The organism is Amycolatopsis sp. NPDC001319 (genome assembly GCF_042896185.1).
GTDB lineage: Bacteria > Actinomycetota > Actinomycetes > Mycobacteriales > Pseudonocardiaceae > Amycolatopsis.
In genome coordinates this window covers 110,202-136,997 of record NZ_JBIAWY010000020.1, presented here as the reverse complement: position 1 = coordinate 136,997, position 26,796 = coordinate 110,202, and the positions used below count along the sequence as shown (strand labels likewise).

Genomic DNA, 26,796 nt, shown 5'->3' with positions numbered 1-26,796 from the left:
AACGCATCGGCACCATCGTCCAAGCAGCACTCGTCCTCACCCACCACGAACACCACGGCCGCTACTGAGAAAACCTCAATGTGGCGTTCGGTGCGCTGAACGCACCGAACGCCGCATTGGGGCGCGCGGGGTGGTGCGGGGGGGTCAGCGTTGGGGGGCTAGACCCTTGGCCAGGTCGAAGGGGTCGGTGCCGGTGGGGAGGAGGGCGATGATGGGGGTGGTGAGGCCGTTGTCCACATAGGACTGGACCTGGTCGCGGCAGGATTCGACGGAGCCGTGGATGACGAGGTCGTCGACGACGGAGTCGGGGATGAGTTCGTTGGCCTTCTTGCGGTCGCCGGCGGACCAGGCGGTGTGCATGGGGGCGAGTTGGTCGCCGCGGCCTAGCCAGTCGTGGAAGGCGGCGTAGACGGGGACGGTCAGGTAGCTGGAGATCATCATGCGGCCCAGGGCCCGTGCGGCGTCTTTGTCTTCGGTGGGGCAGACGAAGATGCGGGCGGCGAGTTCGACGTCGGGGCCGATGACTTTGCGGATCTGGGGGACGTCGGTGGCGGAGAGCCAGTTGGTGATGGCGCCGTCCGCTTCGGCCGCGGCGAGGCGGAGCATGCCGGGGCGCAGGGCCGCGAGCATGATCGACGGCGCGGGGTCGGGGGCGCGTTCCAGGCGGAACTTGTTGACGGAGAAGGTGTCGTAGGACTGGGTGACCTTTTCGCCCGCCAGGGCGCTGCGGAGGAAGTGGAGGGTGTCGCGGGTGCGGGCGAACGGTTCCTCGAAGGCCGCGCCGTTCCAGCCTTCGACGATGACCGGGGAGGAGGCGCCGATGCCGAGGACGAAGCGGCCCGGGGCGAGTTCGGCGAGGGTGGAGGCGCTCATGGCCAGGAGGCCCGGGCCGCGCGTGTACACGGGCACGATGGCGGTGCCGAGGCGTAGCTGGGGCGCCCATTGGGACGCCAGCACCAACGGGGTGAAGGCGTCGGTGCCGGCGGTTTCGGCCGTCCACGCGTCGGTGTAGCCCAGGTCGGGCAGTTGTTCCACGAGGGCGCGGTGCTCCATGAGCGGCACCCCCGTGAGCGGGATGGTCAGGCCCCACCGGTTCATGCGTTCTCCTTGTCGACGGTGACGGAGGCGAGCTCACGCAGGATCCAGTCGACCTGCGTGCGCATCAGGTTTTCCGCGACCTCCTCGGCCTGCGGGGTCATGTGGGTGGCCCCGGCCAGCGGGAGGAAGACGTGGGGGCGGCCCTTCGCCAGCAGAGCGCCCGACAACCTCAACGAGTGCGCCGGGAAGACGTTGTCGTCGGCGAGGCCGTGGACGATGAGCAGCGCCCGGGAGAGTTCGCCGGCGTCGGCGATCAGCGAGTTGTGCTCGTAAACCTCGGGGGCGTCCTGCGGGTTGCCCAGGTAGCGCTCGGTGTAGTGGGTGTCGTAAAGGGCCCAGTCGGTGACGGGGGCGCCGGCGACGGCGGCGTGGAAGACGTCCGGCCGACGGAGGACGGCGAGCGCGGAGAGGTAACCGCCGTAGGACCAGCCGCGGATGGCGACGCGTTCGAGGTCCAGCTCGGGGTGGTCGGCCGCGGCGGCGTGGAGGGCGTCGACCTGGTCGGCGAGGGTGACGTCGGCGAGCTTGCCCGCGATCTCGCGCTCCCAAGCCGAGCCGCGGCCGGGCGAGCCGCGGCCGTCGGTGACGAGCACGGCGAAGCCCTGGTCGGCGAGCCACTGCGGGGTGAGGAAAGCGTTGCGGCTCTGGAGCACGCGCTGGGCGTGGGGGCCACCGTACGGGTCGAGCAGGACCGGGAGCTTGCCCTCGCTGGGCTCGTAGCCGCGCGGCAGCACCAGGGCGGCGCGCAGGCCGCGCTCGCCCAGCGTGAGCCACGTCAGGTTGGGTTCGATCTCGGGGTCCACTGTGGACGACGTGATGCGGCCGATCTCGGCGCCGTCGCGCAGGACCGTGACGACCGGGCCGCTGTGCGAGAGGCTCCATTCCGTGAGCACGGTCAAAGAGGCGCTGCCGGAGCCGACGTGCACGCCGTCCTGAGTGGACAGTCGCCGGACGCCGCCGGACTCGGTGCGGTAGACGTGGATCTGGGTGGAGTCGGCCTCCGACGCGGTGAAGAGCACCTGCTCGCCCGCGTGCAGGACCGCGCGAAGCTGCATGCCCGGCGGCGTGACGGGCTCCCCCGCCACCACGAGGCGGTGGTCGCCGTCGGCGGCGCTGGTGGTGACGAGCCGGCCGTCGGAGGTCCACGCGGGCACGCCCTGCACGATGTCGACCCAGTGCTCGTCGGTCTCGGTGTGCAGCTCGGTCACGGAGCCGTCGGCCGGGTCGAGCGCCAGCACGGTGAGGCGCTTCTGGTCGCGCGGCTGCACCGCGAGCAGCGGCGCGCCGCCGGCCGACCAGTGCACCGTGACCAGGTACTCCCAGTCGCCGCGCTCGACGTCGACGCGGCTGCCGTCCAGGCCGAGCACCGCGAGCGACACCACGGCGTTGGGCGAGCCCGCGGACGGGTAGGCCACGACGTTGGCCGGGTGGTCCGGGTTGGCGGGGTCGCCGATGGTCCAGCGCGGCACCGGGCCGCGGTCGGAACGCTCGACGATGAGGCTCTGCCCGTCCGGCGCCCACCAGTAGCCGCGCGTGCGGTCCATCTCCTCGGCGGCGATGAACTCCGCGAGACCCCAGGCGATGTCGTCGCCGTCTTCCTCGACGAGGGCGCGGTCGGTGCCCGTGGCCAGCTCGATCACGCGCAGCCGGCGATCGCGGACGTAGGCGACGTGCGTGCCCGTCGGGTTGGGGCGCGGGTCGACGACCGAGCCGTCGACGAGCACCGCGGTCGTGCCGGTGGCCAGGTCGAGCGTGTAGAGCTTGCCGGACAGCGTGAAGGTGACGACGGTGAACGCGTCGTCCACGCCGTAGGCCACCACGCCGCCGCCGGTCTCCCGCGCGCGCTCGCGCCGGGCCCGCTCCTCCGGCGGCAGGTCCTCCTCGCCGGGCAGCAGCTCCGCGGCGTCGACGAGCTTGGCCTCCGTGCCGCTCCCGAGGTCGAGCGACCACAGGCTGTGCCGCGGGTCCGTGCCCGTCTCGCTGCGGAGGAACAGCACGCGCGAGCCGTCCGGGGCCACGCGGAACTGCTTGGGGGCGCCGAGGGTGAAGCGCTGCGTGCGGGCCTGGCGGCGGAGGAACGGAACGTCGTCGAGAGCAGAGTCGGTCACGCCCGCACTCTTCCAGACGATCAGGCCGCCACGCCATCACCCTTCAGCATCGCCAGCTGCTCGGCGACGTCGAAGTCCGGCTCCGGGAACCGCGGCGCCATCTCCGTCATCGTCTCGATCAGCAGCTCGGCGACGGCCCAGTTGCGATACCACTTGCGGTCGGCCGGCACGACGTACCACGGCGCGTGCTCGGTCGAGGTGCGCGCGAGCAGGTCCGCGTAGGCCTGTGCGTAGGCGTCCCAGTGGCCGCGCGCCTCGACGTCGGACGGCGCGAACTTCCAGATCTTCTCCGGCCGCTCCAGCCGCGAGACGAGCCGGCGCAGCTGTTCCTCGGGCGAGATGTGCAGGAACACCTTGACGATCGTGGTCCCGGCCGCCGCGACCTCCTCCTCGAACGCGTTGATCTGCGAGATCCGGCTGCGCCGCTCGGCCGCGGTGAGCAGGCCGGCGACGCGGGGCACCAGCACGTCCTCGTAGTGCGACCGGTCGAACACCCCGATCTGGCCCGACGCCGGCAGCTCCTTGCGGATGCGCCACAGGAAGTCGTGGCGGCGCTCGGCCGGCGTGGGAACCTTGAAGCCCTTGTACCGCACGCCCATCGGGTTCACCAGGCCCAGCACGTGCCGGACGGTGCCGCCCTTGCCGGACGTGTCCATGCCCTGCAGCACGAGCAACACGCTGCGGCCACCTCCGCTCGTGCCCTCGGCGTACAGCGCCTCCTGCAGGGCGTCGAGCCGTTCACCGGCGGTGGCGAGTTTCTTCTCGCCCTTGCCCTTCTTGTCCGGCCCGACCGGTGAGGAACCCGGATCCGGCAGCTCCGCCGTGGCACGGAGCGCGTCGCGGATCCGGGTCCCGTTGTCCTTCTTCGCCATCCGGCGACGATAACGTCAGGAAGCGGCCTTCGCGGCGAAGAGTTTCAGCAGTCCGTTCCAGCCGCCCTCGGTGTTCACGCCGTCTCGCACCTTCTGCGCGGTGGCGCCGTGCCGCTCGAACGCGCGGTGCTCAAGGTCGACTCGCGTGGTCCCGGGCCCTTCCTCGGTGAAAACCAGCTCGATCTCACTTGCGTGTGCCGGGTCCGGATCGATCTTCCAGTCCCCATTGATCTGCCACGACAGAACCACTCGGCCGGGTGGCTCCCACACGAGCACGCGGCCCCAGTCGCACTCCGACCCGTCCGTGAGCCGCTCGTAGCAGCGCCCGCCTTCTTTCGTCTCCATCACGGCCTCGGCGAGCTCTCCCTTGCCGATGTGGTGCTCGCGCGGCCACCAGCTGTCGAAACCCTCGGTGTAGACCTTGAACGCGTGCTCGCGCGAGCAGGCGACGGTGATCGTCTTGCGAATCGGTTCGAGTGTCATGACGCTTCGCTTCCTGGATCGGTTTCCTCGGCTTTCCTGGCGAACGAACTCAGCGCGTCGGACCACATCCCGTCGAGGTAGGCGCGCAACGCGGCGATCCCTTCGGGGCGCAGCCGGTACAGCCGTCTCGTCCCGGCCGCCTGGTCGACGACCAGACCCGCTTCCTTGAGCACCTTCAGGTGCTGCGAGACCGCCGGACGGCTGATCGGCAACGCCGCGGCCAGCTCCCCCACCGCCCGCGGCCCGTCGCGCAACGCTTCGAAGATCGCGCGCCGCGACGGGTCGGCGAGGGCGGAGAGCTGGTCGCTTCCGTAAGTCGCCACGAACGGTAAGTTACAGCTTACCAATGACAGCGGTCAACGCCACGCATCGATTCGCCGGTCAGACCGCCCGACTGCGCAACGAACGACGGGTGAAAGCAACGTTTCCCGGCTGAAGTCCCCGCCTGTTGGATCTAGCCTGAACGCATGACGACGCTCGCCGGTCGGGAGACCGCCAGCCCTGCCTCCGCCGACGGCTTCATCGAGCTCGACGAGCGGTGGAGCACGCACAACTACCACCCGCTGCCCGTCGTGATCGCCGAGGCCGAGGGCGCGACGGTGACCGACGTCGAGGGCAAGAGCTACCTCGACTTCCTGTCCGGGTACTCCGCCCTGAACTTCGGCCACCGCCACCCCGCGCTGATCGCCGCGGCCGTGGAGCAGCTGGGCCGGGTCACGCTGACCTCGCGCGCGTTCCACCACGACCAGCTCGGGCTGTTCTGCCGCGAGCTGGCCGAGCTGACCGGCACCGAGATGGTGCTGCCGATGAACTCCGGTGCCGAGGCCGTGGAGTCGGCGGTGAAGGTGGCGCGCAAGTGGGCGCACCAGGTCAAGGGCGTGCCCGACGGCACGGCCGAGATCGTGGTCGCGGGCGCCAACTTCCACGGCCGCACCACCACGATCGTCTCGTTCTCCACCGACGACACCGCGCGCGCCGGCTTCGGCCCGTTCACGCCGGGCTTCGTCACGGTCCCCTACGGCGACGCGGCCGCCCTGCGCGCCGCCATCACCCCGCGCACGGCTGCGGTCCTGCTCGAACCGGTGCAGGGCGAGGCCGGCGTGATCGTGCCGCCGGCCGGGTACTTCGCCGACGTGCGCCGCGCGTGCGACGAGAACGGCGTGCTGCTCATCGCCGACGAGATCCAGTCCGGCCTCGCCCGCACGGGCACCGTGCTGGCGCTGGACCACGAGGGCGTGCGCGCCGACGTCTACACGCTCGGCAAGGCCCTCGGCGGCGGCATCCTGCCGGTATCCGCGGTGGTCGGCAGCCGCGACGTGCTGGGCGTGCTCAAGCCGGGCGAGCACGGTTCGACGTTCGGCGGCAACCCGGTGGCCTGCGCCGTCGGCCGCGCGGTGGTGCGGCTGTTGCAGACCGGCGAGTACCAGCAGCGCTCGGCCGAGCTGGGCGCGCACCTGCACGAACGTCTGTCCGCTTTGGTCGGCCACGGCCTGTCGGAAGTCCGCGGCCGCGGGCTGTGGGCCGGTGTGGACATCGCGCCGGGCGGGCCCACGGGGCGCGCCGCGTCGGAGGCGCTCGCCGGGCTGGGTGTGCTGTGCAAGGAGACGCACGACCACACGCTGCGCATCGCGCCGCCGCTGGTGATCAGCCGCAACGAGCTGGACCGCGGCATCGACGCGATCGCCCAGGTGGTGCGCCGCTAGGCCGTTCGCGGGAGCGTTTCGCCCGGTTCGCTCGTTGGGTCCGGTATGGGACGAGGGGACTGGGTCGAACGGCCGCTGGTCGGCACGGACGACGTCGACCCCGCGCAGCTGTACGCGCGGGGCAAGCAGCTGCGGGAGCGCGCGCCGGTCGAGGCGCACGACCACGCGGCGGCTGGCGCGGGGCGTCCGCGCGTGCGGGAGTACTTCGAGGCGAGCAACGCGGGGCGGCTGCCCGAACTGGTGGAGCTGCGGCGGGAGCGGATGGCGGCGTCGCCGTTCACCTTCTTCCGCGGCGCGGCCGGACTGATGGCGGCGGACCTCGCGGGCTCACCGTCGTCGGGGCTCACCGCGCAGCTGTGCGGCGACGCGCACGCGGCCAACTTCGGCCTGTACGGCACGCCCGAGGGCCGGATCGTCATGGACGTCAACGACTTCGACGAAACCGCGCCCGGGCCGTGGGAGTGGGACCTCAAGCGGCTGTCGGCGAGCCTCGTGCTCGCCGGACGCGAGGGCGGGATCGGGTCCGCCGCGTGCCGTGAAGCCGCGGAGGACGCGGTGAAGTCCTACCGGCGCACGATCCGCGCGCTGGCGGAGCTGCCGTACCTGCAGTCGTGGAACGCACTGCCCGACGCGTCCGCCGTGTCGCGGGCGCGCGCCGACGAGCTGATCGACGACTTCGCCGAAGCCGAGGAGAAGGCGCGCCGCAACACCAGCGCCAAGGTCGTGGCCAAGTGGACCCGCCACGTCGACGACCACGAAACCGGCCTGGCGCGCCACCGGTTCGTCGAGGACCCGCCCGTGCTCACGCACATCGACGACGCCACGGCCGCCTCGGTCGTGGCCGGGCTGACGTCCTATGTGGACACCCTGCGCGAATCGCGGCGCACGCTCGTGGCGCGCTACCGCGTGGCCGACGTCGCGTTCCGCGTGGTCGGCACGGGCAGCGTCGGGCTGCGCAGCTACGTCGTGCTGCTGCACGGCAACGAGGACGAAGACCTGGTGCTGCAAGTGAAACAGGCGCAGCCCTCGGCGCTCGCGCCCTACCTCGGCGTCTCCCCCGCCGACCACGAAGGCCGCCGCATCGTCGCCGGTGCCCGCCTCGTCCAGGCCGAGACCGACATCCTCCTCGGCTGGACCACGATCGACGGCATCCCCTTCGTCGTCCGCCAGTTCCGCAACCTCAAAGGCGCCATCGACCCGGCCGCGCTGGGCAAGAACCACCTCGACGACTACGGCCGCCTCGCCGGCGCCCTGCTCGCCCGTGCCCACACGCGCTCACTGCACCCGCAACTGCTCGCCGGCTACTTCGCCGACGACGAAGACCTCGACGAGGCGATCGGCGCGTATGCGCTGCGGTACGCCGACCAGACGGAGGCCGATCACGCCGAGTTCACCGGCTGAGGCGGTGGCTTCCCGGCCCTAACCCACCAGGGAAACCACGTCCTCCGCGCAGCCCCACGCCAGGGTGATTCCCGCGCCGCCGTGGCCGTAGCAGTGGACGACGTCGCCGGTGCGTTCCAGGCGCACGCTCGGCCGGCCCGGCCGCAGGCCCACGCGGGTGCCGAGGACGGCGGCATCGGCCAGCCGCGGTTCCAGGTCGCGGCAGCGGCGCACGATCGCGGCCGCCACGGCGGGGTCGGGTTCGAGGTCGTTGCGGCCGATCTCCTCGGTGCCGCCGCACACGACGTGGCGGCCGTGGGGGATCACGTAGGTCAGGTCGCCGTCGGCTTCCTCCACTGACCACGACGTGAGCCCCGGGTCGGCGAGGTGGACGACCTGGCCGCGGACCGGCACGAGGGTGTCGTCGCCCGCGAGGGTGCCGCCGGCGAGGCCGGTGGCGTTGACGACGACGTCCGCGTCGAGGTCGGCCAGGGAGGTGACCGTGCGGTACTCGGTGCGCACGCCCAGCGCGGCGACCTGCTCGGCCAGCCACGTGAGGTACACCGGAGTGTCCACGAGCGCCGTGGTGAACGCGAGCACCGAGCCCTCGCGCGACACGTCGGTCATCGCGGTGAGCCAGCGGGGATCGGGCACGTCCGCGGCGACCCGGATCCAGCCCGGCAGGAACCGGATCCCGGGCGCCGCGAGCAGCGAGCGGTACACGCCGACGGTCGTCTCGGTCCAGCGCACCACGCGCTCGTCCGGCCGCGCCACCGGCGGGTAGATCAGCCCGCCCGCCACGGCCGACGTCGTCTCCGCCGGTTTGCCCGCCGTCACGACCGTGACGCTGTGGCCCGCCTCGGCCAGCCGGTACGCGCAGCTCAGCCCGACGACCCCGCCGCCGGCCACGGTGATCCGCATGCCGCTCCCTCCGCTCGTGCTCCCGCCCGTGATCGTGGCCGAAGCCCGGCCATCGGCGCCACCCGCCATCCGCGTAGGCTCGCTGCCGGGAGGGGAGAAACCGTGAGCCGCGTTCTGGGACTCGTCGCCGTGCTCTGTGCGCTCGCGACCGTCGCACTGGGACTCGGCTACGCGGGCGGGCACTCCCCCGGCGCGCTCGACACGTGGGCCGCGCAGGCGATCGCCGGCCTGGGCCCCACCACGCTGAACGTGCTCGTGCTGCCGACCGAGCCGTACGTGCTGATCCCGGCGATCGCGGTCATCGCCGGCGTCTGCCTGTACCTGCGCCGCCGCACGGACGCGCTGCTGGCCGTCGCGGGCCCGGCGCTCGCCGTGGCGCTCAACACCTGGGTGCTCAAACCGCTGTTCGACCGCTGGAAGAACGACATCCTCGTCTACCCGAGCGGCCACACGGTGAGCCTGGTGACGGTGCTCGTGGTGCTGGTCCTGCTGGCGCGCCCGAAGGTCCTCACCGTCGTGCTCGGCGTGGTTCTCTTGTGCTGCGCGGCGATCGGCATGATCGGCCTCGGCTACCACTACCTCACGGACATCGTCGGCGGCACGTTCTTCGCCACCGCCGTGGTGACCGGCCTGCGGGCCGTCACACCGCGTCGCGTGCCAGCGCCGTCAGCCGGCTGACCGCGCGCAGGTACTTCTTGCGGTAGCCGCCGTTCACCATCTCCTCGGTGAACAGCTCCGGCAGCGGCACGCCCGACACGACCACGGGAATGGCGCGGTCGTAGAGGCGGTCGGCGAACGCCACGAGCCGCAGCCCCACGTTCTGGTCCGGCGCCGGCGTCACGTGCTTGAGGTGCACGCGCCGCACGCCGTCGAGCAGCTTGCCGTACCGCGACGGGTGCAGCTTGGCCAGATGCGCCACGAGCGCGTCGAACTCGTCCACAGTGGACCCCTCGTGCGCGGCGGCCGACGCGTCGAGCTCCTCGTCGGTCACCGGCGGCGGCGCGTCGGGCAGGCCGCGGTGGCGGTAGTCCGGCCCGTCCACCCGCACCACTTCGAAGCGGCGCGAGAGCGCCTGGATCTCGCGCAGGAAGTCCTCGGCGGCGAAGCGGCCCTCGCCCAGCTTGTCGGGCAGTGTGTTGGACGTCGCGGCGATGTACACGCCCGCGTCGGTGAGTTCCTGCAGCAGCCGGCACACGAGCGTGGTGTCGCCGGGGTCGTCGAGTTCGAACTCGTCGATCGCGAGCAGCCGGTGCTCCGACAGCCGCCGCACGGCCTCGGCGAACCCGAGCGCGCCGACGAGGTGCGTGAGCTCCACGAAGGTGCCGTACGCCTTGGGCGAAGGCGCGTCGTGCCAGGTCGAGGCGAGCAGGTGGGTCTTGCCCACGCCGAACCCGCCGTCGAGGTAGAGGCCCATCGGCCCCGCGGGGGCGGTCTCGCCGCCGAAGAGCGAACGCAGCCGCGACTTCTTCGCCGGCCGGTCGCCGATGCGCCCGGCAAACGCCGAACACGACTTCACGGCGGCGGCCTGGCTCGGCTCGTCGGGGTTCGGGAGGTAGGTGGAGAACCGCGCCTCGCCGAACCGCGGCGGCGGCACCATGGAGGAGATCAGCTCGTCGGCCCCGAGCTCGGGAAACCGGTCCGTCAGGGCAGCTGGGGGCATGGCTGCAGAGCCTAGCCAGGCCCCGCGCGCGGGCGGTCGTGGTGTCCGCACCCGCGTATCCCCCGGTCGGGGCCGGGTCGGTGCCCGTGCTGGGATAGCAGGCGTGCGGAGCGTGTGGCCACCATCACCGGGCGGGACCGGGCCCTTGTCCGACGAGGACCTGGAGCGCGTCTACGGCTACCCCGAGGACCTGACCGACCTGGCCGGCCCGTTCGTGCAGGTCAACTTCGTGGCGTCGGCCGACGGCGCCGTGGCCGTGGACGAGCTGTCGAAGGGCCTTTCGCACCCGGCCGACCGCCGTGTGTTCCTGCTCGCGCGCGACCTCGCCGACGTGATCCTCGTCGGCGGCGGCACCGCGCGCGCCGAGAACTACCGCGGCGCCCGGACCAACGCGGTGCGCTCGGCCCGGCGGGCTCGGCTGGGTCTGGCGCCCGCGCCGCCCATCGCCGTCGTCACGCGTACGGGTTCACTCGACCCGGCGGGCCCGCTGTTCACCGACACGCGCGTGCCGCCGTTGGTCGTCACCACTTCGCGCGCCGACACCGCGGCGGCGCGGGAGGCCGGTGCCGACGTGCTCGTCGCGGGAGACGAAGACGTGGATCTGCCGCGCGCGCTGGCGATGCTGGCCGAACGCGGCCTGCGGCGTGTGGACTGCGAAGGCGGGCCCGGGCTGTTCGCGGCGTTGATCGCGGCCGACCTCGTCGACACGCTCAACCTCACCGTCGCCCCGCTGCTCGTCGGCGGCGACGCGAGCCGGATCGCGGCGGGACCGGCCGCGCTGCCGCCGCGCCGGATGGAGCTCACGTCGATCCTCGTGGACGACGGCTTCACGCTGCTGCGCTACCGGCGGGGCAGCGGCTGATGGCCGACAGCGAGGCGCTCGTCGCGGCCGCGGCGGCGGGTGACCACGCCGCGTTCGACACGTTGGTGCGCCGGCACACGCCGATGATGTACCGCGTCGCGCTGCGCATCACCGGCAGCCCGGCGGAGGCCGAGGACGTGGTGCAGGAGGCGTGGCTGGCCGCGTGGCGGTCGCTGGCGACGTTCCGCCAGGAGTCGGCGGTGTCCACGTGGCTGTACCGCGTGGTCACCAACGGCGCCCTGAACCTGCTGCGCCGGCACCGCCCCACCGTGTCGATCGAGAGCGTGTCGATCGCCGAGGCCCCCGACCTCGTCGCCGAGGGCACGCCCGAACGCCAGGTCGTGCACGCCGAGCAGGTGGACGCCGTGCTGCGGGCGATCGCACGGCTCGACGTCGCGCAGCGCGTGCCGCTGGTGCTGCGCGAACTCGAGGGGCTCAGCTACGAAGAAGTGGCCGAAGTGCTCGAAGTCGGCGTCCCGGCCTTGCGCTCACGCCTGCACCGGGCCAGGGTGGCGCTGCTCGGCCAGCTGAGGGAGCGGTGATGACGGACGAGGGCGCCGGCGGCCCGCAGGACCCCGAACGGGATCCTCGCTGGGACCTCGTGCGCGCCGCCGCCCGCCGCCACGTCGCGACGCCGCCCGGCCTGGTCGACCGCGTGCTCCGATCGCTGACCAAGGTCCGCCAAGGCCCGCCGCTGCGGCTGCCCTGCGACGAAGGCGTGCTGACCGTTTCGGAAGCCGCGTTGCTCCGCCTGGCCCGCACCGTCGCCACCGATCAGGCCGAAGACGTCGACGGGGTCACGGTTTCCGCCGTCGCGCTGGCCGACGGCGAGCTGCAGATCCTGGCCACGATCCGCTTCGGCGTGGTCGCCGACGAAGCCGCGCGCGTGCTGCAGCACTGCCTGACCGCGGAGCTCACCCGGCTGCTGCGGGCGCGGCCGCCGCGGGTCAACGTCCACGTCGTCGACGTGCGTCCCGGCTGAGGAATCAGCGTTCACCGGCCAAGCGGAGCAACCCCGCGCGGTCGGCTTTCGGGCCTGGACCTGGTGGCGCTACCCTCGGTGCCGCGTCAGACACACTGTCTTGCTCTCCGGGAGGATCGCGTGGTGCTCGAATCGGAAAACACCCCCGTGGGAGTGGACCCGACCCGAGCGTTCGTCGCGCGTGTGTACGACTACCTGCTGGGCGGCAAGGACAACTTCGACGTCGACCGCCACGAGGCCGAGCGGATCATCGCCGCGATGCCCGAGGTGCCCGACGTCGCGTGGGAGAACCGCAACTTCCTGACCCGCGTGTGCCGCTTCCTCGCGAACAACACCGAGGTCCGCCAGTTCCTCGACTGCGGCTCGGGCCTGCCGACCGCCGAGAACGTGCACCAGGTGGTGCAGCGCATCCACCCCGAGGCGAAGGTCGTCTACGTCGACTACGACCCGGTCGTGGCCGCCCACGGGCGCGTGCTGCTGGAGGAGAACGACAACACGAAGTTCGTGCAGGCCGACATCTTCGAGCCCGAAAGCATCCTCGACAACCCCGAGGTGCTCGGCGCGCTCGACTGGTCGCAGCCCATCGCGCTGCTTTTCGTGGCCGCGCTGCACCACTACAAGGGCGACCGGGGCCGCCCGGCCGAGGTGACCAAGCAGTTCATCGACCGCCTGCCGCCCGGTTCGTTCGTGGTGATCAGCCACGTCCTCGACCCGGACGACGGCTCCGAGTACGACTCGACGCTGCAGGCGACCCTCGAGGTCATCCGCCGCGGCTCCATGCGCGACATCACCGCGCGCACCAAGACCGAGATCCGCGAGCTGTTCCACGAGCTGGAGATCATCCCGTCCAGCACCGCCGGCGACGCCGACGTCGTGCCCGTGGCGAGCTGGTGGCCCGACGGCCCGCGCTACACGAAGCCGACCATCGCCCAGCAGATCATCGCGGGTGGCGTGGCGCGCAAGCTCTGAATCGCTGAACCCTCGCTTCCGAGGCCGTTTCCCCTGGCGGCCCCGGCCGTTTCCTCGTACCGAACCGACTGCTCACCGGGTCGAACTCACCCGTTCGAGTGACCCGCCGTGAGCTTTTCCCCGGTTCGGACATCGTAGGAGTGGGCAAGCTTCCGGCGCCGACGCCAGCGGCGCCGTCCCCACCGACAGCGAGGAGCGAACTCCATGGTGCAGCCGAGCCCCCGCCGGACCGATGTTCCGGGTACCGCGATCACGACGCCCCTCAACGAGGAGGGGTCCGCGGGCCGGACCACGATCTCGTCGCTGGTGGTGCAGAAGGTCGCCGGGCTCGCGGCGCGCGAGATCGCCGGCGTCCACGCGCTGGGCGGCGGGGTGTCCCGCGCGTTCGGCGCGCTGAAGGAGCGCATCCCCGGCTCCGGCACGACGTCCACCGCGGGCGTCGCCGTCGAGGTGGGCGAGAAGCAGACGGCGATCGACCTCGACCTGGTCGTGGAGTACGGCGCGCGGATCGTCGAGGTGTCGCGAGCGGTGCGGCGCAACGTGATCGAGGCCGTGGAGCAGATCACCGCGCTCGAGGTGATCGAGGTGAACATCGCGGTCAACGACGTCCACCTGCCCGACGAGGACGACGAGCCCGAGTCCTCCCGCGTGGAGTGACCACCACCCGACCACCCAGCACCAGGAGGAAACGTTGAACGCAACGCAGACCGGGATCCTCGCCGGACTGATTCTCGGCCTCGCCGCGACCCAGGGGTTCACCGCCTTCCTGGTCACGTTCGCCGTGGGGGTCGTGGGGCTGGTCATCGGCCGGGTCGTCGACGGTGAGCTCGACCTCGGCGACCTGTTCGGCCGGGGCCGCGACAAGTGACCGGCCGGCCGCTCCAGGTCGACCTGCCGCGCGGTGCCCTGGCCGAACCCGAGGAGCGCGGCAGCCTGACCATCGCCCACGCCGTGGTGCGCAAGGTCGCGCAGCACGCCGCGGATCTCGTGCCCGGCACCGTGCAGACCGAGCGCCGCGTCGCCGGTCTCACGCGCGGCCGCTCCGGCGCGAGCGCGAAGGTCGGCGGCGAGGACAACGACGTGGACCTGGCCCTGGAGCTGGCGTTGCGGTATCCGGCGCCGGTCCGGGCCGTGACGGGTGACGTGCGCGCGAAGGTGACCGAGGAGGTCGAGCGGATCACGGCGTACCACGTGCGGTCGATCGCCGTGACGGTTTCCGCGCTGCTGCCCGACGTCCGGCCGAGGGTGCGCTGATGCGGATCCTCGTGCGGTTCCTGTCCACTGTGCTCGGTCTGGCCGTCGCGGCCGGCGGGGCGCTGCTGGCGATCGAGGTCGGGTGGCGCTGGTGGCAGCCGGACCGCGCGCCGCTGATCGTGCCGTGGGAACGCTGGCGTGAAGACCTCGCCGGGCTGCCGTGGACCAGCACGTCCGTGCGGGTCACGGCGGCGATCGTGCTCGTGGCCGGGCTGCTGTTCGTGTTGTTCGCCCTCACCGCGGGCAGCCGCGCCGTGCGGATGGCCGACCCGGCCGACGGGATCTGCGTGAGCACGTCGCCGCGGGCACTCGCGCGGCTGGTCGGGCTCGCCGTGCGCGCGCAGGCCAACGTGACCGGCGCGAGCGTGACGGCGAGCGCCCGCAAGGTGCGCGTGCGCGCGACCAGCCGGCTGGAGAACGAGGAACAGCTGCGGCCGCGGCTGCTGGAGACCGTCGCGACGGTGCTGGACGACGTCCCGCTCGAACGCCGGCCCAAGGTGTCCGTGGTCGTCGACTCACCGAAGGACCGCCGATGAGCCGCTCCACCGCCTCCCGCGCCCTGGGCCGTTCCCACGGGGCCGAGCGCACGCTGACGTTCCTGACCGGGCTGGTCGCGGTCCTCGCGGGCGCGGCCGCGCTGGTGGTCGGGCAGGGCTGGCTCGGCGAGTTCCGCGCGCGGCGGCCGCTGCTCGACCCGATGGCCGTGAGCTGGCTGGCCGACCATCAGCTGTACGCGCGGATCGGCGCCGTCGTGCTCGGCGTGCTGCTGTTCGTGCTGGGGCTGTGGTGGTTCTTCCGTTCGCTGCGCCCCGAACGCCGTCCCGACCTGGCCCTCGACGAGACGCCGGGCGCCGAGCTCACGGTGACCGCCGGCGCGCTCGCCGGCGCGGTGCAGACCGACGCCGAGGCCATCGCCGGCGTCACCCGGGCGCGGGCGCGCGCGGTCGGCACGGCGGCCGAGCCGGCGCTGCGCGTGACGCTGTGGCTGAGCGAAGGCACCGACGTCCGGCGCATCTGGACCGACCTCGACACCTACGTGCTCACGCGTGCCCGCGAGGCGCTCGGGCTCGACTCGCTGCCCACGGCCGTGCGGCTCGAACTCGACACGACGGGCCCGGCACGCGTGCGCTGACCGCGTGTTTCGCACAGAATGCCCGCATGGCCCTCCCCGTGCAGGCTCCGATCAAGCCCATGCTCGCCAAGCCGGCGAAGGCGATCCCCGACTCCGGCGGGCTGCTGTTCGAGCCCAAGTGGGATGGGTTCCGCTGCCTGGTCTTCCGCGACGGCGACGAGCTCACCCTGCAGTCGCGCGCCGAAAAGCCGCTCAACCGCTACTTCCCCGAGGTGGTGGAGCGGCTGCTGGCGACGCTGCCCGAGCAGGTCGTGCTCGACGGCGAGCTGGTCGTGGGCCGCGGCGGCAAGCTCGACTTCGACGCGCTGACCGAGCGCATCCACCCGGCCGACTCCCGCGTGCAGCTGCTGGCGAAGGAGACGCCCGCGGAGTTCGTGGCGTTCGACGTGCTGGCGCTGGGCTCGGAGTCCTTCGTGGACGAACCGACGTCGGCGCGGCGCGCGCGGCTGGAGGGCATCGCGGGCGACGGCGTGCACCTCACGCCGGCGACGACCGACCCGGACACCGCGCGGCACTGGTTCGAGCTGTTCGAGGGCGCCGGGCTCGACGGCGTGATCGGCAAGCCGCTCGACGAGCCGTACTCGCCGGGCAAGCGCGTGCTGTTCAAGTACAAGCACTCCCGCACGGCCGACTGCGTGCTGGCCGGGCTGCGCTGGCACGTCGACGGCGAGCCGGGTGAGGCCGTCGGGTCGTTCCTGCTCGGCCTGTACGACGCCGACGGGCTGCTGCACCACGTCGGCGTGGTCGGGTCGTTCCCGGTGAAGCGGCGCCGTGAGCTGGCCGAGGAGCTGGCCCCGCTGATCACCGACGGCGAAGGCCACCCGTGGGTGGGCGACGCCGTGCGCGAGGGCCAGCGCATCCCGGGCGGCATCACGCGCTGGCGTTCGACCGAGCACGCGTGGGTGCCGCTGAAGCTGGAGCGCGTCGTCGAGGTCGGCTACGAGCACACCGAGGGCGGCGAGCCCGCGCGGTTCCGGCACACCGCGCAGTTCAAGCGGTGGCGCCCGGACCGGGAACCGGCGTCGTGCGGCTACGCGCAGCTGGACGAACCGGCGCGCTACGACCTGTCGGCCGTGTTCCGCGGCGAGGTCGTGCGGACCCGCTAACTTCCGCGTCACACCCGGCGTGCCAAGCTCGTCGGACAGCTCCACCGACACCACGTGAGGACCAGCCCGTGCGCCGCCGTTCCACCAGCCGCCCCCGCCTGCGTGCCCTGGTGGCGGTGCTGGCGGGTGCGTTGACCGTCGCGGGCTGCACCACGGGCCCGTCGGTGCGCCCGGCGGTGGTGGACAACGACGGCGGGGTCACGCAGGCGCCGGCGTCGAGCGCCGCGCCCGTGCCGCTGCCGCCGCTCACGCAGCCGCAGTCACCCAGCCTGCGTTGGACCGACTGCGACGAGGACACCCGCCAGCGCATGGGCTCCCCCGCCGCGCCGGACTCGCTGCACTTCACGTGCGCGCGCCTGACCAGCCCGCTGGACGCGCCCGACGACACGCAGCACCTGCTCGCGCGCATCCTCGTGCTCAAGGCCGGCGACGGCCCCATCCCGCTGGTGGTCGTGAACGACGTCGGCGGCGAACCCGGCTCTGTTTTCGCGGCGCGCCTGGCCTCGCAGCTGCCGCCCGCGTTCCTGCAGAAGTTCTCGTTGATCGGCGTGGACCGCCGCGGCACCGGTTTGTCGGGCGGCGTGCAGTGCGTGCCCCCGGAGGCCCGCGAAGCGCTGCTCGGCGCCGACCCGGCCCAGGGCGACCTGTCCGACGTCCTCGACGCCTCGCGGCGCGCCGGCCAGCAGTGCGCCATCGACCTCGACACGGCCCAGACCGCGCTGGACAGCTGGCGCACCGCCGGGGACCTGGAGGAGCTGCGCACCCAGCTCGGCGTGCCGCACCTCAACGCGCTCGGGCGGGGCGACGGCTCGAAGGTGCTGTCGGAGTACGCCGTGCGCTATCCGGCGCAGGTGGGGCGGATGGTTCTGGACGGCTTGCCGGACCCGGGTGAGGATCGCGCCGCGGTGCTGGACGCGGTCGCGGCCGGCGCGCAGGCGACGTTGGACGCGTTCGGGGCGGATTGTGCGGCTCGCGGGTGTGCGATGGGCGACCCGAAAGCGGCGTTGAAGGCGGTAACCGACCGGTTGCGCGCGGCGCCGGAAACGACTCCGGACGGGGTCACGGTGACGCCCGGTATCGCTACGTACGCGGTGTACGTGGGGTTGGCCGACCGGACGCGGTGGCCGGCGCTGGCCGATGCGTTGACCGCGGCGAAGTCCGGTGACGTGACGGCGCTGGAGTCTTTCGCGGATCCGGTGATCGTGGACGCGCAGGGCCGGACGTCGCGGATCGGCGGTGTGATGGCGACTCGGTGCAATGACGCGTCTACGCGGTTGCCTGCCGATCAGATCAACAAGGTCGATCAGGGGATGCGGGCGAAGTATCCGCAGTTCGGGTCGGCGGTGGCGCAGGAGCTGGCGTGGTGTGGGGCTTGGCCAGTGCGTCGGGAGCCGTTGCCTGCCGCTGGTGCGCCTGGTGCACCGCCGATTCTGGTGGTGGCGACAGCTGCCGACCCGGTGACGCCGGAGATCGGGACCACGCGGGCGGCGGACCAGATGCCGAGCGCCGTGGCGCTTTCGTGGCAGGGTGCTGGGCATGGCGCCGTGGGGCAGTCGCCGTGCGTGACGTCGGCGGTTCAGGCGTTCTTGATCGACGGCAAGGTTCCTACTGACGGGACTCTGTGCCCGGCTTGACGGGGGGGTTCGGTGTGACCGGTAGTGCCGAGGTGCTGGCTGAGTTGGCCGCGCTGGAGGATCCCAGGTCTCGTGCGGTGAACGAGAAGCATGGTGATGACCACGGGGTGAATCTCGGGAAGCTGCGGGCGCTGGCCAAGAGGTTGAAGACGCAGCACGAGCTTGCGGTCGAGTTGTGGGGCACTGGGGACAGCGCGGCGCGGCTGGTGGCGGTGTTGATTTGCCGGTCCAAGGCGTTCGAGCGTGGTGAGTTGGACGTCATGGTGCGTGAGGCTCGGACGCCTAAGGTGCATGACTGGTTGGTGGGGTATGTGGTGAAGAAGAGCCCGCATGTCGAGGAGTTGCGGGTGGCTTGGTTCGCCGATGCCGATCCGGTTGTGGCCAGTGCTGGGTGGGCGCTGACGACTGATCGGGTGGGGAAGGCTTCGGAGGGGCTGGATCTGGGTGGGTTGCTGGATGTGATCGAGGCCGAGATGAAGGATGCGCCCGAGCGGCTTCAGTGGGCGATGAATCATTGTCTGGCTGAGATCGGGATTGAGCATGCGGAGTTGCGGGAGCGGGCGGTGGGTATTGGGGAGCGGTTGGGGGTTTTGAAGGATTATCCGACGCCGAAGGGTTGTACGTCGCCTTATGCGCCGGTTTGGATTGCGGAGATGGTTGGTCGTCGGGTTTGAGTGGGGTGGCGGCGGCTCGGCGCGCGGAGCGCACCATTGCCGGATTTTTGGGGGCGAGATGGCGGTCAGCGCAACCAACGCCGCATTGGGGCGCGGGCGAGGAGTCGGGGCTCAGTGAGGCGGGGCTACCCCCAGCCGGCCGAAGGGGACGTTACCTGCGGCAGGCACGAAACACTCGAAGTTAAGCGAACCAGGATTGCCAACGGCGCGGGCGATTCCCAACCCAACCACCTACCCTAACCGCGCCGCTCTTGCCACCACACAACCCACAGCCTGCAACGCGACTCACCACCCACATTCCCCTCCCCGCAACCTTCCCCCGGCCGGCCCCCGATTCTTTTCCCCAACACGGTCTGGGTCGGTTTGTCAAGGCACGCTTTCCCGCCTTGACAAACCGACCCAGACCGTAGTGACAATCAAAAATCGGGGTGCCCGCCACCCACCCCTATATCCGGCAATGGTGTGCGCAGCACGCCGAGCCGAACAACCCAAAAGCCCCTACTGCCGATACCCCTCAACCTCACCCACAGACCGCACCTTCGCCTCATCCGGGTTCTCATGGAACTCCGCCCGAGCGCGCCGCTGCCTCAACAGGTCCCAGCACTGATCGAGCTCCTGCTCGACCTTCGTCAGCTTCGCCTGATCATCCCCGGACAGCCCGGTGCCGACCGATTGCGACCGCAGCTGGTGCTCCTCCGCGATGAGCTCGTCGATGCGGCCCAGGATCTCGCCGTTCGCCATGGGTGGTCCTCCTCACCTCGTACTTCCGGCCCATGACGCTACCCGGCGCCGGGGAATTCCCGCCCGGCGCCGTCCGTTGAAGCCACCATGAGCACCGTTGAGCTGACCACCGCCAACTTCGACCAGACCGTGACCGACAACGACTTCGTCCTGATCGACTTCTGGGCGAGCTGGTGCGGGCCGTGTCGCCAGTTCGCGCCGGTGTACGACAAGTCGTCGGAGAAGCACTCCGACATCGTCTTCGCCAAGGTCGACACGGAGGCCGAGCAGCAGCTCGCCGCCGCGTTCGACATCCGGTCCATCCCGACGCTCGCCGTGATCCGCGACAAGACGCTGATCTACGCGCAGCCGGGCGCGCTGCCGGAGTCGGCGCTGGAGGACCTCATCCGCCAGGCCCGTGAGGTCGACATGGACGAGGTCAAGAAGGCCGCCGAGCAGGCCGCCCAGGAGCAGGCCTGACGCACCGACCCCGAGCAGGGGCAGGACCGACGACGAAGGCCCCCTCAACCACGGATGACGTGGTCGAGGGGGCCTTCGCAGGTTCTCAGGACCGGGTGACGAGCCCCCGCAGGAAGAACGCCAGGTTGGCCGGACGCTCGGCGAGCCGGCGCATGAAGTAGCCGTACCACTCGTCGCCGCACGGCACGTACACGCGCATCGTGCGGCCCTCGGCCGCGAGGTTCTTCTGCTCCTCCGGGCGGATGCCGTAGAGCATCTGGAACTCGTGGTCGCCGGGCTTGCGGCCGTTGTCGGCGGCCAAGCGCTTCGCGATGGCGATCATCCGCGGGTCGTGCGAGGCCACCATCGGGTAGCCCTCGCCCGCCATCAGCACGCGCAGGCAGCGCACGTAGGACTGGTCGACCTCGGCCTTGTCCTCGAACGCCACCGACGAAGGCTCCGCATAAGCGCCCTTGCACAACCGCACCCGCGACCCCGGGCCGGACAGCTCACGGCAGTCCTGCTCGGTGCGGCGCAGATACGCCTGCAGCACCGCCCCCACCCACGGGTACTCGCCGCGCAGCTCACGCAGGATCGCGAGCGTCGAGTCCGTGGTGGTGTGGTCCTCCATGTCGAGCGTCACCGTCGCGCCGACGGCCTCGGCCGCCGCGCAGATCTTGCGTGCGTTCTCCAGCGCCACGCCCTCGCCGTCGCCGGGCAGGAACTGCCCGACGGCCGAGAGCTTCACCGAGACGTCCGCGCCGGCGGCGAGGCCCTGCTCGGCGAGTGCCGAGAGCAGTTCCTCGTACGCCCGCACGGTGCCGGCCGCCTGGGTGGCGTCGGTCGTGTCCTCGCCGAGGTGGTCGATGGTGATCGACCGGCCGTCGGCGGCCAGCTCGCGCGCAGCGCGCACGGCGTCGGCGGTCGTGGACCCGGAGACGAAGCGGCGCACGACGGATCGCGTCGCGGGCACGGCTTCGATCAACGCGCGCATCCGCTTCGATCGGGCGGCGGCGAGCAACGGGGCACGCAACATGGCGGTCTCTCCCTCAGCCCTGGTGCGGGTAGCGCACGGTGGTCGGCGGCACGAACGTCTCCTTGATCGAGCGCGGGCTCGTCCAGCGGAGCAGGTTGAAGATCGAACCGGCCTTGTCGTTGGTGCCCGAAGCGCGGGCCCCGCCGAACGGCTGCTGCCCGACGACGGCACCGGTCGGCTTGTCGTTGACGTAGAAGTTGCCCGCCGTGTAGCGCAGCGCCTGCGAAGCCTTGGCGACGGCAGCGCGGTCGTTGGCGATCACGGAACCGGTGAGCGCGTAGGCCGCGGTCTCGTCGATGACCTTCAGCAGCTCGTCGAACTGCGCGTCCTCGTACACGTGGACGGACAGGATCGGGCCGAAGTACTCGGTGCTGAAGATCTCGTGCTTCGGGTTGCCCGACACGAGGATGGTCGGCTGCACGAAGTAGCCCACGCTGTCGTCGGCGGTGCCGCCGGTGAGGATCTCGACCTCGGCGTCGCCCTTCACGCGCTCGAACAGCGACGCGTGCTTGTCGAACGCGCGGCGGTCGATCACGGCGCCACCGAAGTGCGACAGGTCGCTGACGTCGCCGTAGGTGATGGCCTCGGTCTCGCTGACCAGGCCGTCCTTCAGCTGCTCCCACAGGCTGCGCGGCACGTACGCACGCGAAGCCGCGGAGCACTTCTGGCCCTGGTACTCGAAGGCGCCGCGGACCAGCGCGGTGCGCAGCACGTCGAGGTCGGCCGACGGGTGCGCGAGCACGAAGTCCTTGCCGCCGGTCTCGCCCACGAGCCGCGGGTAGCTGCGGTAGCCGGCGATGTTCGCGCCGACCGTGCCCCACAGGTGCTGGAACGTCGCGGTGGAGCCGGTGAAGTGGATGCCCGCGAGGTCGCGGTGCGTGAGCGCCACCTCGGACACGGCCTTGCCGTCGCCCGGGAGCAGGTTGATCACGCCCGGCGGCATGCCGGCCTCTTCGAGCAGCCGCATCGTCAGGTGCGCGGCGAAGCTTTGCGTCGGCGACGGCTTCCACAGCACGGTGTTGCCCATCAGCGCGGGCGCGGTGGGCAGGTTGCCGGAGATCGCGGTGAAGTTGAACGGCGTGATCGCGTAGACGAAGCCCTCGAGCGGGCGGTGCTCCATGCGGTTCCACACGCCGGGCGAGCTGGCGGGCTGCTCGGCGAGGATGCGACGGCCGAACTCGACGTTGAAGCGCCAGAAGTCGGCCAGCTCGCACGCGGAGTCGATCTCGGCCTGCGTCGCGGTCTTCGACTGGCCGAGCATGGTGGCGGCGTTGAGCGTGGCGCGCCACGGGCCGGTGAGCAGGTCGGCGGCACGCAGCAGCACGGCGGCGCGGTCGTCGAAGGACAGCGCGCGCCACTCCGGCGCGGCCTTGCCGGCGGCCGCGATCGCGTCCTTCGTGTCCTGCTGGGAGGCGCTGGAGATGGTGCCGAGGACGTGGCCGTGGTTGTGCGGCTCGACGACGTCGATCTTCTCGCCGCCCCCGGCGCGCTGCTCGCCGCCGACGGTCACGGTCAGGTCGACCGGACCGGCCTGACCCAGTTTCTTCAGCGCCCCTTCCAGCTCGGCGCGCTCGGCGCTGCCCGGTGCGTAAGTGTACACCGGCTCGTTCTTCGGGGCGGGTGTCTGGGTCACGGCGTCCACGGCGGCTCCCTCGGGTCTTTCACGTGCACTACTGCTTGAGATGCCCGAACCGTAACTCCGGGAAGCGCCGGCAGGTTTGTCCGACCGGCTAGAATCGTGGTGATGAACTTGTCCGATCGGATGAAGGTGATCCGGTGACCGCCGAAGCGTCCGACGGCCTTCCCGCCACCTCGTTGCGCCACGTGCTGGCGACACTGGGCGAGCCGCTCGTGCGCGTGCTGGTGGCGCCGCAAGGGCTGGGCGTGCGGGTCGACGACGTGGTGATCCTCGACCCCGAAGACCCGCCGGAGGCGCACCCGGGTGACCTCGTGCTGGTGATCGGCGCGCGCGGCCGGGCGGCGGCCGCGGCCATCCGGGCGGCCGGGCGCGGCGGCGCGGCGGCGGTGGCGGTGAAGGGCGAAGGCGGCACGGACGTGGCGGCCGACGCGGGGGTCGCGCTGCTCACGGTGGGGGCCGAGGCGCGGTGGGAGCAGGTGGAGGCGCTGGCACGCGGGGTCGTCGACGCGGCCCGCGCCGGCGGCGAGGCGGAGACCGGCGAGGTGCTGGGCGACCTGTTCGCCCTGGCCCAGACCGTCGCGACCCTCACCGGCGGGCTGGTCAGCATCGAGGACACCGCGAGCCGCGTGCTGGCGTACTCGCGCTCGTCGGACGAGGTCGACGAGCTGCGCCGGCTGTCGATCCTCGGCCGCGAGGGACCCGAGCGGTACCTGGCGATGCTGCGGGAATGGGGCGTCTACCAGCGGCTGCGCGCGGGCGAGGGCATCGTGCGGATCGACGAACGGCCGGAGCTGGGCATCCGCCGGCGCATCGCGGCCGGCATCCACGCGGGGTCGCAGCCGCTGGGCACGATCTGGGTGCAGGAGGGCGCCACGCCGCTGACCGAACAGGCCGAGGTGGCGCTGCTCGGCGCGAGCCGCACGCTGGCGCCGCAGCTCATCCGCGCTCGCACGCTGCCCAGCCCCCAGCTGCGGCTGCGGGAAGATCTACTGGCCGGTCTGCTGGAGGGCCGCGTCGACGCCGAGTCGGTGGCCGACGACATCGGCGCCGACCCCACGCGGCCCGCCCAGGTGCTGACGTTCGCGCTGTCGTCGGCCGGTCCCGCCGCGTCGGACCGGCTGCTGCGGCGCGCGGAGCTGGTGCACCTGATCGCGGTGCACACCGCCGCGTACCGGCGCAGTGCCCTGGTGAGCGTGCTGGGCGGACGCGTCTACGCGTTGCTACCGGATCTGCCCGAGCATTCGGACGCGGCGGTTCTGGCTCTGGCCAAGGAAATCGTGACGGCGGCGGAGCGGCACCTCGACGTGCCGGTGCGCGCGGCGCTCGGCGGGGTGGTCCCCCGGTTGTCCGACGCCGCGGCTTCGCGGGGCGACGCGGACCGGGTGCTGCTGGCGATGGCGCGTGGTCGCTGGCCTGAGGCCGTCGCGTCGCTGGCGGACGTCCGCGCCGACGTGCTGCTGTCGGAGGTGCTGGCGTACCTCGCGGACCAGCCCCGCATCCGCGATCCGCGGCTGACCGAGCTGCTGGCGCACGACGCCGACCACGGCGGGATCCTCGTGCCGGCGGTGCTGGCGTACCTCGATGCGTTCGGGGACGCCCGCGCGGCCGCGAAGGCGCTGAACATCCACCCGAACACCGTGCGGTACCGCGTGCGGCGGGCCGCGGAGGTGTCCGGCGTCGATCTCGGGGATCCGGCCCAGCGGCTGCTCACGCAGCTGCAGCTGCGGCTGTAGAAACGCGGTAGAAACCTTGTGCGGGCCGGAGTGCGGCCTCGCTAGGGTGCGGCATGGATCTTTTCCCCCGGGCCTGGGGCGCCCTGCAGGAAGCCGTCCACTCCCTCGACGACGCGCAGTGGGTCGCGCCGTCCGGCTGCGCCGGATGGCTGGTGCAGGACCTCGTGTTCCACCTGATCATCGGGGCGCAGGACATCCTCATCACGCTCGTGACGACCACCGACGCGCCCGCGACGCGCGACGCCGTCACCTACTGGGAGCCCGGGGAACCGGGTGACGGCGTTGACGCGGAGTCGGCGTTCGTCCGCCGCGGCGCCGCGGCGTATTCCGGGCCGGCCTCGGTGAAGCACCACTTCGACGACCTGGCCGTCGCCGCGGGGCGGGCCGCGGCGGCCGCGGATCCCGCCGCCCGCGTGGAAACTCGCGACCAGGTGCTGACGGTCGCGGACTTCCTCACGACGTATGTGGTCGAAGCGACGCTGCACCACCTGGACCTGACCCTGCACGTGTCCGGTGTGGACGGTCCGCCCGCGTCGACACTCGCGGCGACGCGGGCGATCGTGGAGGGCGTTGCCGGGCGGCCGCTGCCGTCGAGGGACGACCGGGAGGCACTGCTGCTCGCGACCGGACGGCTGCCCGCTCCGGCGGGGTTCGCCCCGGTGGCGCTGGGATGATCGGCCGGATGAACGGCACGCTCGGCTCCGGCAAGACCACGACCGCGCGGCGCCTGGGGCCGGGTGTTCGGCAGTGGCGGCTCGATCACCTCGGCGCGGATCAGAAAACCCCGTCGTGACTTGGGAAATCGGGCACAGTGCTGGGCACGCCGCCGGCCGAGGTCGCGCGCACGATTGTGGCCGTGGTGAGCTGAGGGTTGGGGCAGCAGCGCTTCTGCCCCAACCCCCGCGCATCACGCCGTCGCGAGGCTGAACCGGCGGCGTTCGACGTCGATCTGCTCGATGCGCACCGACAGGCGGGCGCCGACTTCAGGGGCCGCGCCGCGGTCGGTCACGAGCAGGCCCTGGATGCCGGGCGCCACCTCGACGAACGCACCGAACGGCAGCTGCTGCACGACCACGCCGTCGAGCACTCCGCCCGTCGCGTGCTCGGACAGCCAAGCGCGCCAAGCGGTTTCCGCCGTGCTGGATTCCGATGTGGACAAACGATTTCACCTCCCTTCGCGAACCGCAGGAATGTCCTCGGAGTTCGCTGGGGAGGGGCGGGCCACGGGCCCGCCGGGGGGTCACGGCAAGGCCGGGTACCCCGTCTGCTCACGGCTCTCGGCCGACCCGGCAGTCATGCGTTCACCGTAGCAGTGAGGTCCGCGGCGCGTAAGCGGTCTTAGGCCGAGACCGAAAGCCCGGCCAGCTCCGCGAGCGCGGCGAAGGACTCGACGCGGGCGGACTGGTCGTAGGTGCTCGTACTGACCAGGAGCTCGTCGGCGCCGGTGGCCTCGACCAGTTCGCCGAGCCGGTCGGTCACCTCGGCGGGGGTGCCGCCGATCTGGCTCGCGACGATGTCGTCGAGGCGCGTGCGTTCGCGGTCGGTCTTGGGCAGGGCCAGGATCTCGTCGACGGGCGAGAGCGCCGGGAAGACGCCGTGGCTGCGCGAGTACACCGTCGACCACGCCTCGGGCACCAGCAGCCGGCGCGCCGCTTCGTGGGTATCGGCGACGGCGACCGATGTCGATACGACGACATACGGCTGGGCTCCGGTGAACGTGTCGCGGTACCGGTGGATGGCCTCGACCATCGCCCGCTGCCCGCGCGCCGGCGCGATCACCAGCGGGAGGCCCAGCTCGGCGGCGAGGCCGGCACCGGAGCCGGTGGCCAGCAGGAACGTGGGCAGGCTCAGCCCTTCGGCCGGGATCGCGTGCACGCCGGGGTAGGCCGTCTGGTCGCCGCTGAAGAAGGCGAGCAGCTCTCGCACCTGGGCGCCGAAGTCCTCGGCCGCCTCGCGCCCCTGGCCGAGCGCCTGCCGCACGCCGTCGGTGAAGCCCACCGAGCGGCCCAGCCCCAGATCGATCCGGCCCGGGAACAGCGACTCCAGCACCCCGAACTGCTCCGCCACCACCAGCGGCCGGTGGTTCGGCAGCATCACGCCGCCCGTGCCCACGCGGATCCGCGACGTCACCGACGCGACCGCCGCCGCCAGCACCGTCGGCGCCGACCCGGCCACCCCGGGCACGCTGTGGTGCTCCGACACCCAGAACCGGTGATACCCCAGCCCCTCGATGTCCCGCGCGAACGCGACGGTGTCCCGCAGCGCCTGCGCACTGCCCCGCCCGCGACTGGCGGGCGACCGGTCGAGCACGGAGATCCGGAACGTCACGCCTGGATCAACACGGGCGCGTGGCCGCGGATTCCCCGGTGTG

General features: G+C 72.0%; 30 protein-coding genes. 18 read left to right on the top strand and 12 right to left on the bottom strand.

Annotation, left to right across the window (positions count from 1 at the left end; translation table 11 throughout):
• Positions 1-144 precede the first annotated feature (144 nt).
• Genes ACFY1H_RS45785 through ACFY1H_RS45765 form a run of 5 tightly spaced genes read right to left on the bottom strand, consistent with a single transcriptional unit; the run spans position 145 to position 4,884 of the window.
• Positions 145-1,098, bottom strand: coding sequence for an LLM class F420-dependent oxidoreductase (locus tag ACFY1H_RS45785; protein WP_366583198.1), 954 nt, complete (start codon positions 1,096-1,098; stop codon positions 145-147).
• A complete protein-coding gene (locus ACFY1H_RS45780) occupies positions 1,095-3,206 on the bottom strand; it encodes a prolyl oligopeptidase family serine peptidase (RefSeq protein WP_386956286.1) in 2,112 nt (703 codons plus the stop codon). Before ACFY1H_RS45780 ends, ACFY1H_RS45785 begins: the two co-directional genes overlap by 4 nt.
• Positions 3,207-3,226: 20 nt before the next feature.
• Positions 3,227-4,078 carry a PPK2 family polyphosphate kinase gene (locus ACFY1H_RS45775; protein ID WP_386956285.1) on the bottom strand — a complete coding sequence of 284 codons (852 nt, stop codon included), beginning with the start codon at positions 4,076-4,078 and terminating at the stop codon, positions 3,227-3,229.
• A gap of 15 nt (positions 4,079-4,093) precedes the next feature.
• On the bottom strand, positions 4,094-4,561 hold the full coding sequence (locus ACFY1H_RS45770; protein ID WP_366583195.1) for an SRPBCC family protein: 468 nt from the start codon (positions 4,559-4,561) through the stop codon (positions 4,094-4,096).
• Positions 4,558-4,884 carry a metalloregulator ArsR/SmtB family transcription factor gene (locus ACFY1H_RS45765; protein ID WP_366583194.1) on the bottom strand — a complete coding sequence of 109 codons (327 nt, stop codon included), beginning with the start codon at positions 4,882-4,884 and terminating at the stop codon, positions 4,558-4,560. The genes ACFY1H_RS45770 and ACFY1H_RS45765 overlap by 4 nt, the downstream gene beginning before the upstream one ends.
• 144 nt (positions 4,885-5,028) lie before the next feature.
• Here ACFY1H_RS45765 and rocD point away from each other — a divergent pair, with 144 nt between their 5' ends.
• Positions 5,029-6,264: an ornithine--oxo-acid transaminase gene (gene rocD, locus ACFY1H_RS45760; protein WP_386956284.1), complete on the top strand. Its 1,236-nt coding sequence runs from the start codon at positions 5,029-5,031 to the stop codon at positions 6,262-6,264.
• Positions 6,265-6,309: 45 nt separating this feature from the next.
• Positions 6,310-7,665, top strand: coding sequence for a DUF2252 domain-containing protein (locus tag ACFY1H_RS45755; RefSeq protein WP_386956283.1), 1,356 nt, complete (start codon positions 6,310-6,312; stop codon positions 7,663-7,665).
• A gap of 18 nt (positions 7,666-7,683) precedes the next feature.
• On the opposite strand, the gene ACFY1H_RS45750 is transcribed toward ACFY1H_RS45755, so the two are convergent.
• Complete coding sequence (locus ACFY1H_RS45750) at positions 7,684-8,565, bottom strand: FAD-dependent oxidoreductase (protein ID WP_366583192.1); 882 nt, start codon at positions 8,563-8,565, stop codon at positions 7,684-7,686.
• 102 nt (positions 8,566-8,667) lie between these two features.
• Between ACFY1H_RS45750 and ACFY1H_RS45745 the strand changes: the two genes are divergently transcribed.
• A complete protein-coding gene (locus ACFY1H_RS45745; protein WP_366583191.1) occupies positions 8,668-9,243 on the top strand; it encodes a phosphatase PAP2 family protein in 576 nt (191 codons plus the stop codon).
• Here ACFY1H_RS45745 and zapE read toward each other — a convergent pair.
• Complete coding sequence (gene zapE / locus ACFY1H_RS45740) at positions 9,206-10,225, bottom strand: cell division protein ZapE (RefSeq protein ID WP_386956282.1); 1,020 nt, start codon at positions 10,223-10,225, stop codon at positions 9,206-9,208. The genes ACFY1H_RS45745 and zapE overlap by 38 nt on opposite strands.
• Positions 10,226-10,328: 103 nt before the next feature.
• Between zapE and ACFY1H_RS45735 the strand changes: the two genes are divergently transcribed.
• The 12 genes from ACFY1H_RS45735 to ACFY1H_RS45680 all read left to right on the top strand — a co-directional run bounded on the left by ACFY1H_RS45735 (position 10,329) and on the right by ACFY1H_RS45680 (position 18,838).
• Positions 10,329-11,087, top strand: coding sequence for a pyrimidine reductase family protein (locus ACFY1H_RS45735; RefSeq protein ID WP_386956281.1), 759 nt, complete (start codon positions 10,329-10,331; stop codon positions 11,085-11,087).
• Positions 11,087-11,629 (top strand): RNA polymerase sigma factor, encoded by a 543-nt coding sequence (locus tag ACFY1H_RS45730; RefSeq protein ID WP_386956280.1) that lies wholly within the window; start codon positions 11,087-11,089, stop codon positions 11,627-11,629. Before ACFY1H_RS45735 ends, ACFY1H_RS45730 begins: the two co-directional genes overlap by 1 nt.
• Positions 11,629-12,069 carry a hypothetical protein gene (locus ACFY1H_RS45725; RefSeq protein ID WP_366583187.1) on the top strand — a complete coding sequence of 147 codons (441 nt, stop codon included), beginning with the start codon at positions 11,629-11,631 and terminating at the stop codon, positions 12,067-12,069. Before ACFY1H_RS45730 ends, ACFY1H_RS45725 begins: the two co-directional genes overlap by 1 nt.
• Before the next feature lie 123 nt (positions 12,070-12,192).
• Positions 12,193-13,038 (top strand): SAM-dependent methyltransferase, encoded by an 846-nt coding sequence (locus ACFY1H_RS45720; protein WP_366583186.1) that lies wholly within the window; start codon positions 12,193-12,195, stop codon positions 13,036-13,038.
• 204 nt (positions 13,039-13,242) lie between these two features.
• Positions 13,243-13,695, top strand: coding sequence for an Asp23/Gls24 family envelope stress response protein (locus ACFY1H_RS45715; RefSeq protein ID WP_220238398.1), 453 nt, complete (start codon positions 13,243-13,245; stop codon positions 13,693-13,695).
• A gap of 34 nt (positions 13,696-13,729) precedes the next feature.
• Positions 13,730-13,906 (top strand): hypothetical protein, encoded by a 177-nt coding sequence (locus ACFY1H_RS45710; protein WP_220238397.1) that lies wholly within the window; start codon positions 13,730-13,732, stop codon positions 13,904-13,906.
• Positions 13,903-14,292, top strand: a complete 390-nt coding sequence (locus ACFY1H_RS45705) for an Asp23/Gls24 family envelope stress response protein (RefSeq protein ID WP_386956279.1) — start codon at positions 13,903-13,905, stop codon at positions 14,290-14,292. Before ACFY1H_RS45710 ends, ACFY1H_RS45705 begins: the two co-directional genes overlap by 4 nt.
• Positions 14,292-14,828: a DUF6286 domain-containing protein gene (locus tag ACFY1H_RS45700; protein ID WP_386956278.1), complete on the top strand. Its 537-nt coding sequence runs from the start codon at positions 14,292-14,294 to the stop codon at positions 14,826-14,828. The genes ACFY1H_RS45705 and ACFY1H_RS45700 overlap by 1 nt, the downstream gene beginning before the upstream one ends.
• A complete protein-coding gene (locus tag ACFY1H_RS45695) occupies positions 14,825-15,424 on the top strand; it encodes an alkaline shock response membrane anchor protein AmaP (RefSeq protein ID WP_366583183.1) in 600 nt (199 codons plus the stop codon). The genes ACFY1H_RS45700 and ACFY1H_RS45695 overlap by 4 nt, the downstream gene beginning before the upstream one ends.
• Before the next feature lie 26 nt (positions 15,425-15,450).
• The gene (locus ACFY1H_RS45690; protein WP_366583182.1) at positions 15,451-16,530 is read left to right on the top strand and encodes an ATP-dependent DNA ligase; all 1,080 of its coding nucleotides are present in this window, start codon (positions 15,451-15,453) and stop codon (positions 16,528-16,530) included.
• A gap of 68 nt (positions 16,531-16,598) precedes the next feature.
• Positions 16,599-18,164 (top strand): alpha/beta hydrolase, encoded by a 1,566-nt coding sequence (locus ACFY1H_RS45685; RefSeq protein ID WP_366583181.1) that lies wholly within the window; start codon positions 16,599-16,601, stop codon positions 18,162-18,164.
• Between the two features lie 44 nt (positions 18,165-18,208).
• Positions 18,209-18,838 (top strand): DNA alkylation repair protein, encoded by a 630-nt coding sequence (locus ACFY1H_RS45680; RefSeq protein WP_386956277.1) that lies wholly within the window; start codon positions 18,209-18,211, stop codon positions 18,836-18,838.
• A gap of 498 nt (positions 18,839-19,336) precedes the next feature.
• Here ACFY1H_RS45680 and ACFY1H_RS45675 read toward each other — a convergent pair whose 3' ends face one another.
• Positions 19,337-19,579: a DUF2630 family protein gene (locus ACFY1H_RS45675; protein WP_366588135.1), complete on the bottom strand. Its 243-nt coding sequence runs from the start codon at positions 19,577-19,579 to the stop codon at positions 19,337-19,339.
• 87 nt (positions 19,580-19,666) lie between these two features.
• Here ACFY1H_RS45675 and trxA point away from each other — a divergent pair, with 87 nt between their 5' ends.
• On the top strand, positions 19,667-20,038 hold the full coding sequence (gene trxA / locus ACFY1H_RS45670; RefSeq protein WP_366588133.1) for a thioredoxin: 372 nt from the start codon (positions 19,667-19,669) through the stop codon (positions 20,036-20,038).
• Between the two features lie 85 nt (positions 20,039-20,123).
• On the opposite strand, the gene ACFY1H_RS45665 is transcribed toward trxA, so the two are convergent.
• Entirely contained in the window at positions 20,124-21,053 is a 930-nt protein-coding gene (locus ACFY1H_RS45665) for a proline dehydrogenase family protein (protein ID WP_386956276.1), read from the bottom strand.
• 13 nt (positions 21,054-21,066) lie between these two features.
• Positions 21,067-22,695 carry an L-glutamate gamma-semialdehyde dehydrogenase gene (gene pruA / locus ACFY1H_RS45660; RefSeq protein WP_366588127.1) on the bottom strand — a complete coding sequence of 543 codons (1,629 nt, stop codon included), beginning with the start codon at positions 22,693-22,695 and terminating at the stop codon, positions 21,067-21,069.
• A gap of 134 nt (positions 22,696-22,829) precedes the next feature.
• Here pruA and ACFY1H_RS45655 point away from each other — a divergent pair, with 134 nt between their 5' ends.
• Positions 22,830-24,425 carry a PucR family transcriptional regulator gene (locus ACFY1H_RS45655; protein ID WP_386956275.1) on the top strand — a complete coding sequence of 532 codons (1,596 nt, stop codon included), beginning with the start codon at positions 22,830-22,832 and terminating at the stop codon, positions 24,423-24,425.
• Positions 24,426-24,478: 53 nt separating this feature from the next.
• A complete protein-coding gene (locus ACFY1H_RS45650; protein WP_386956274.1) occupies positions 24,479-25,099 on the top strand; it encodes a maleylpyruvate isomerase N-terminal domain-containing protein in 621 nt (206 codons plus the stop codon).
• A 233-nt stretch (positions 25,100-25,332) separates the two neighbouring features.
• On the opposite strand, the gene ACFY1H_RS45645 is transcribed toward ACFY1H_RS45650, so the two are convergent.
• Positions 25,333-25,584 carry a S1 RNA-binding domain-containing protein gene (locus ACFY1H_RS45645; RefSeq protein ID WP_366588117.1) on the bottom strand — a complete coding sequence of 84 codons (252 nt, stop codon included), beginning with the start codon at positions 25,582-25,584 and terminating at the stop codon, positions 25,333-25,335.
• A 179-nt stretch (positions 25,585-25,763) separates the two neighbouring features.
• Positions 25,764-26,753, bottom strand: coding sequence for an LLM class flavin-dependent oxidoreductase (locus ACFY1H_RS45640; protein WP_386956273.1), 990 nt, complete (start codon positions 26,751-26,753; stop codon positions 25,764-25,766).
• Positions 26,754-26,796 lie beyond the last annotated feature (43 nt).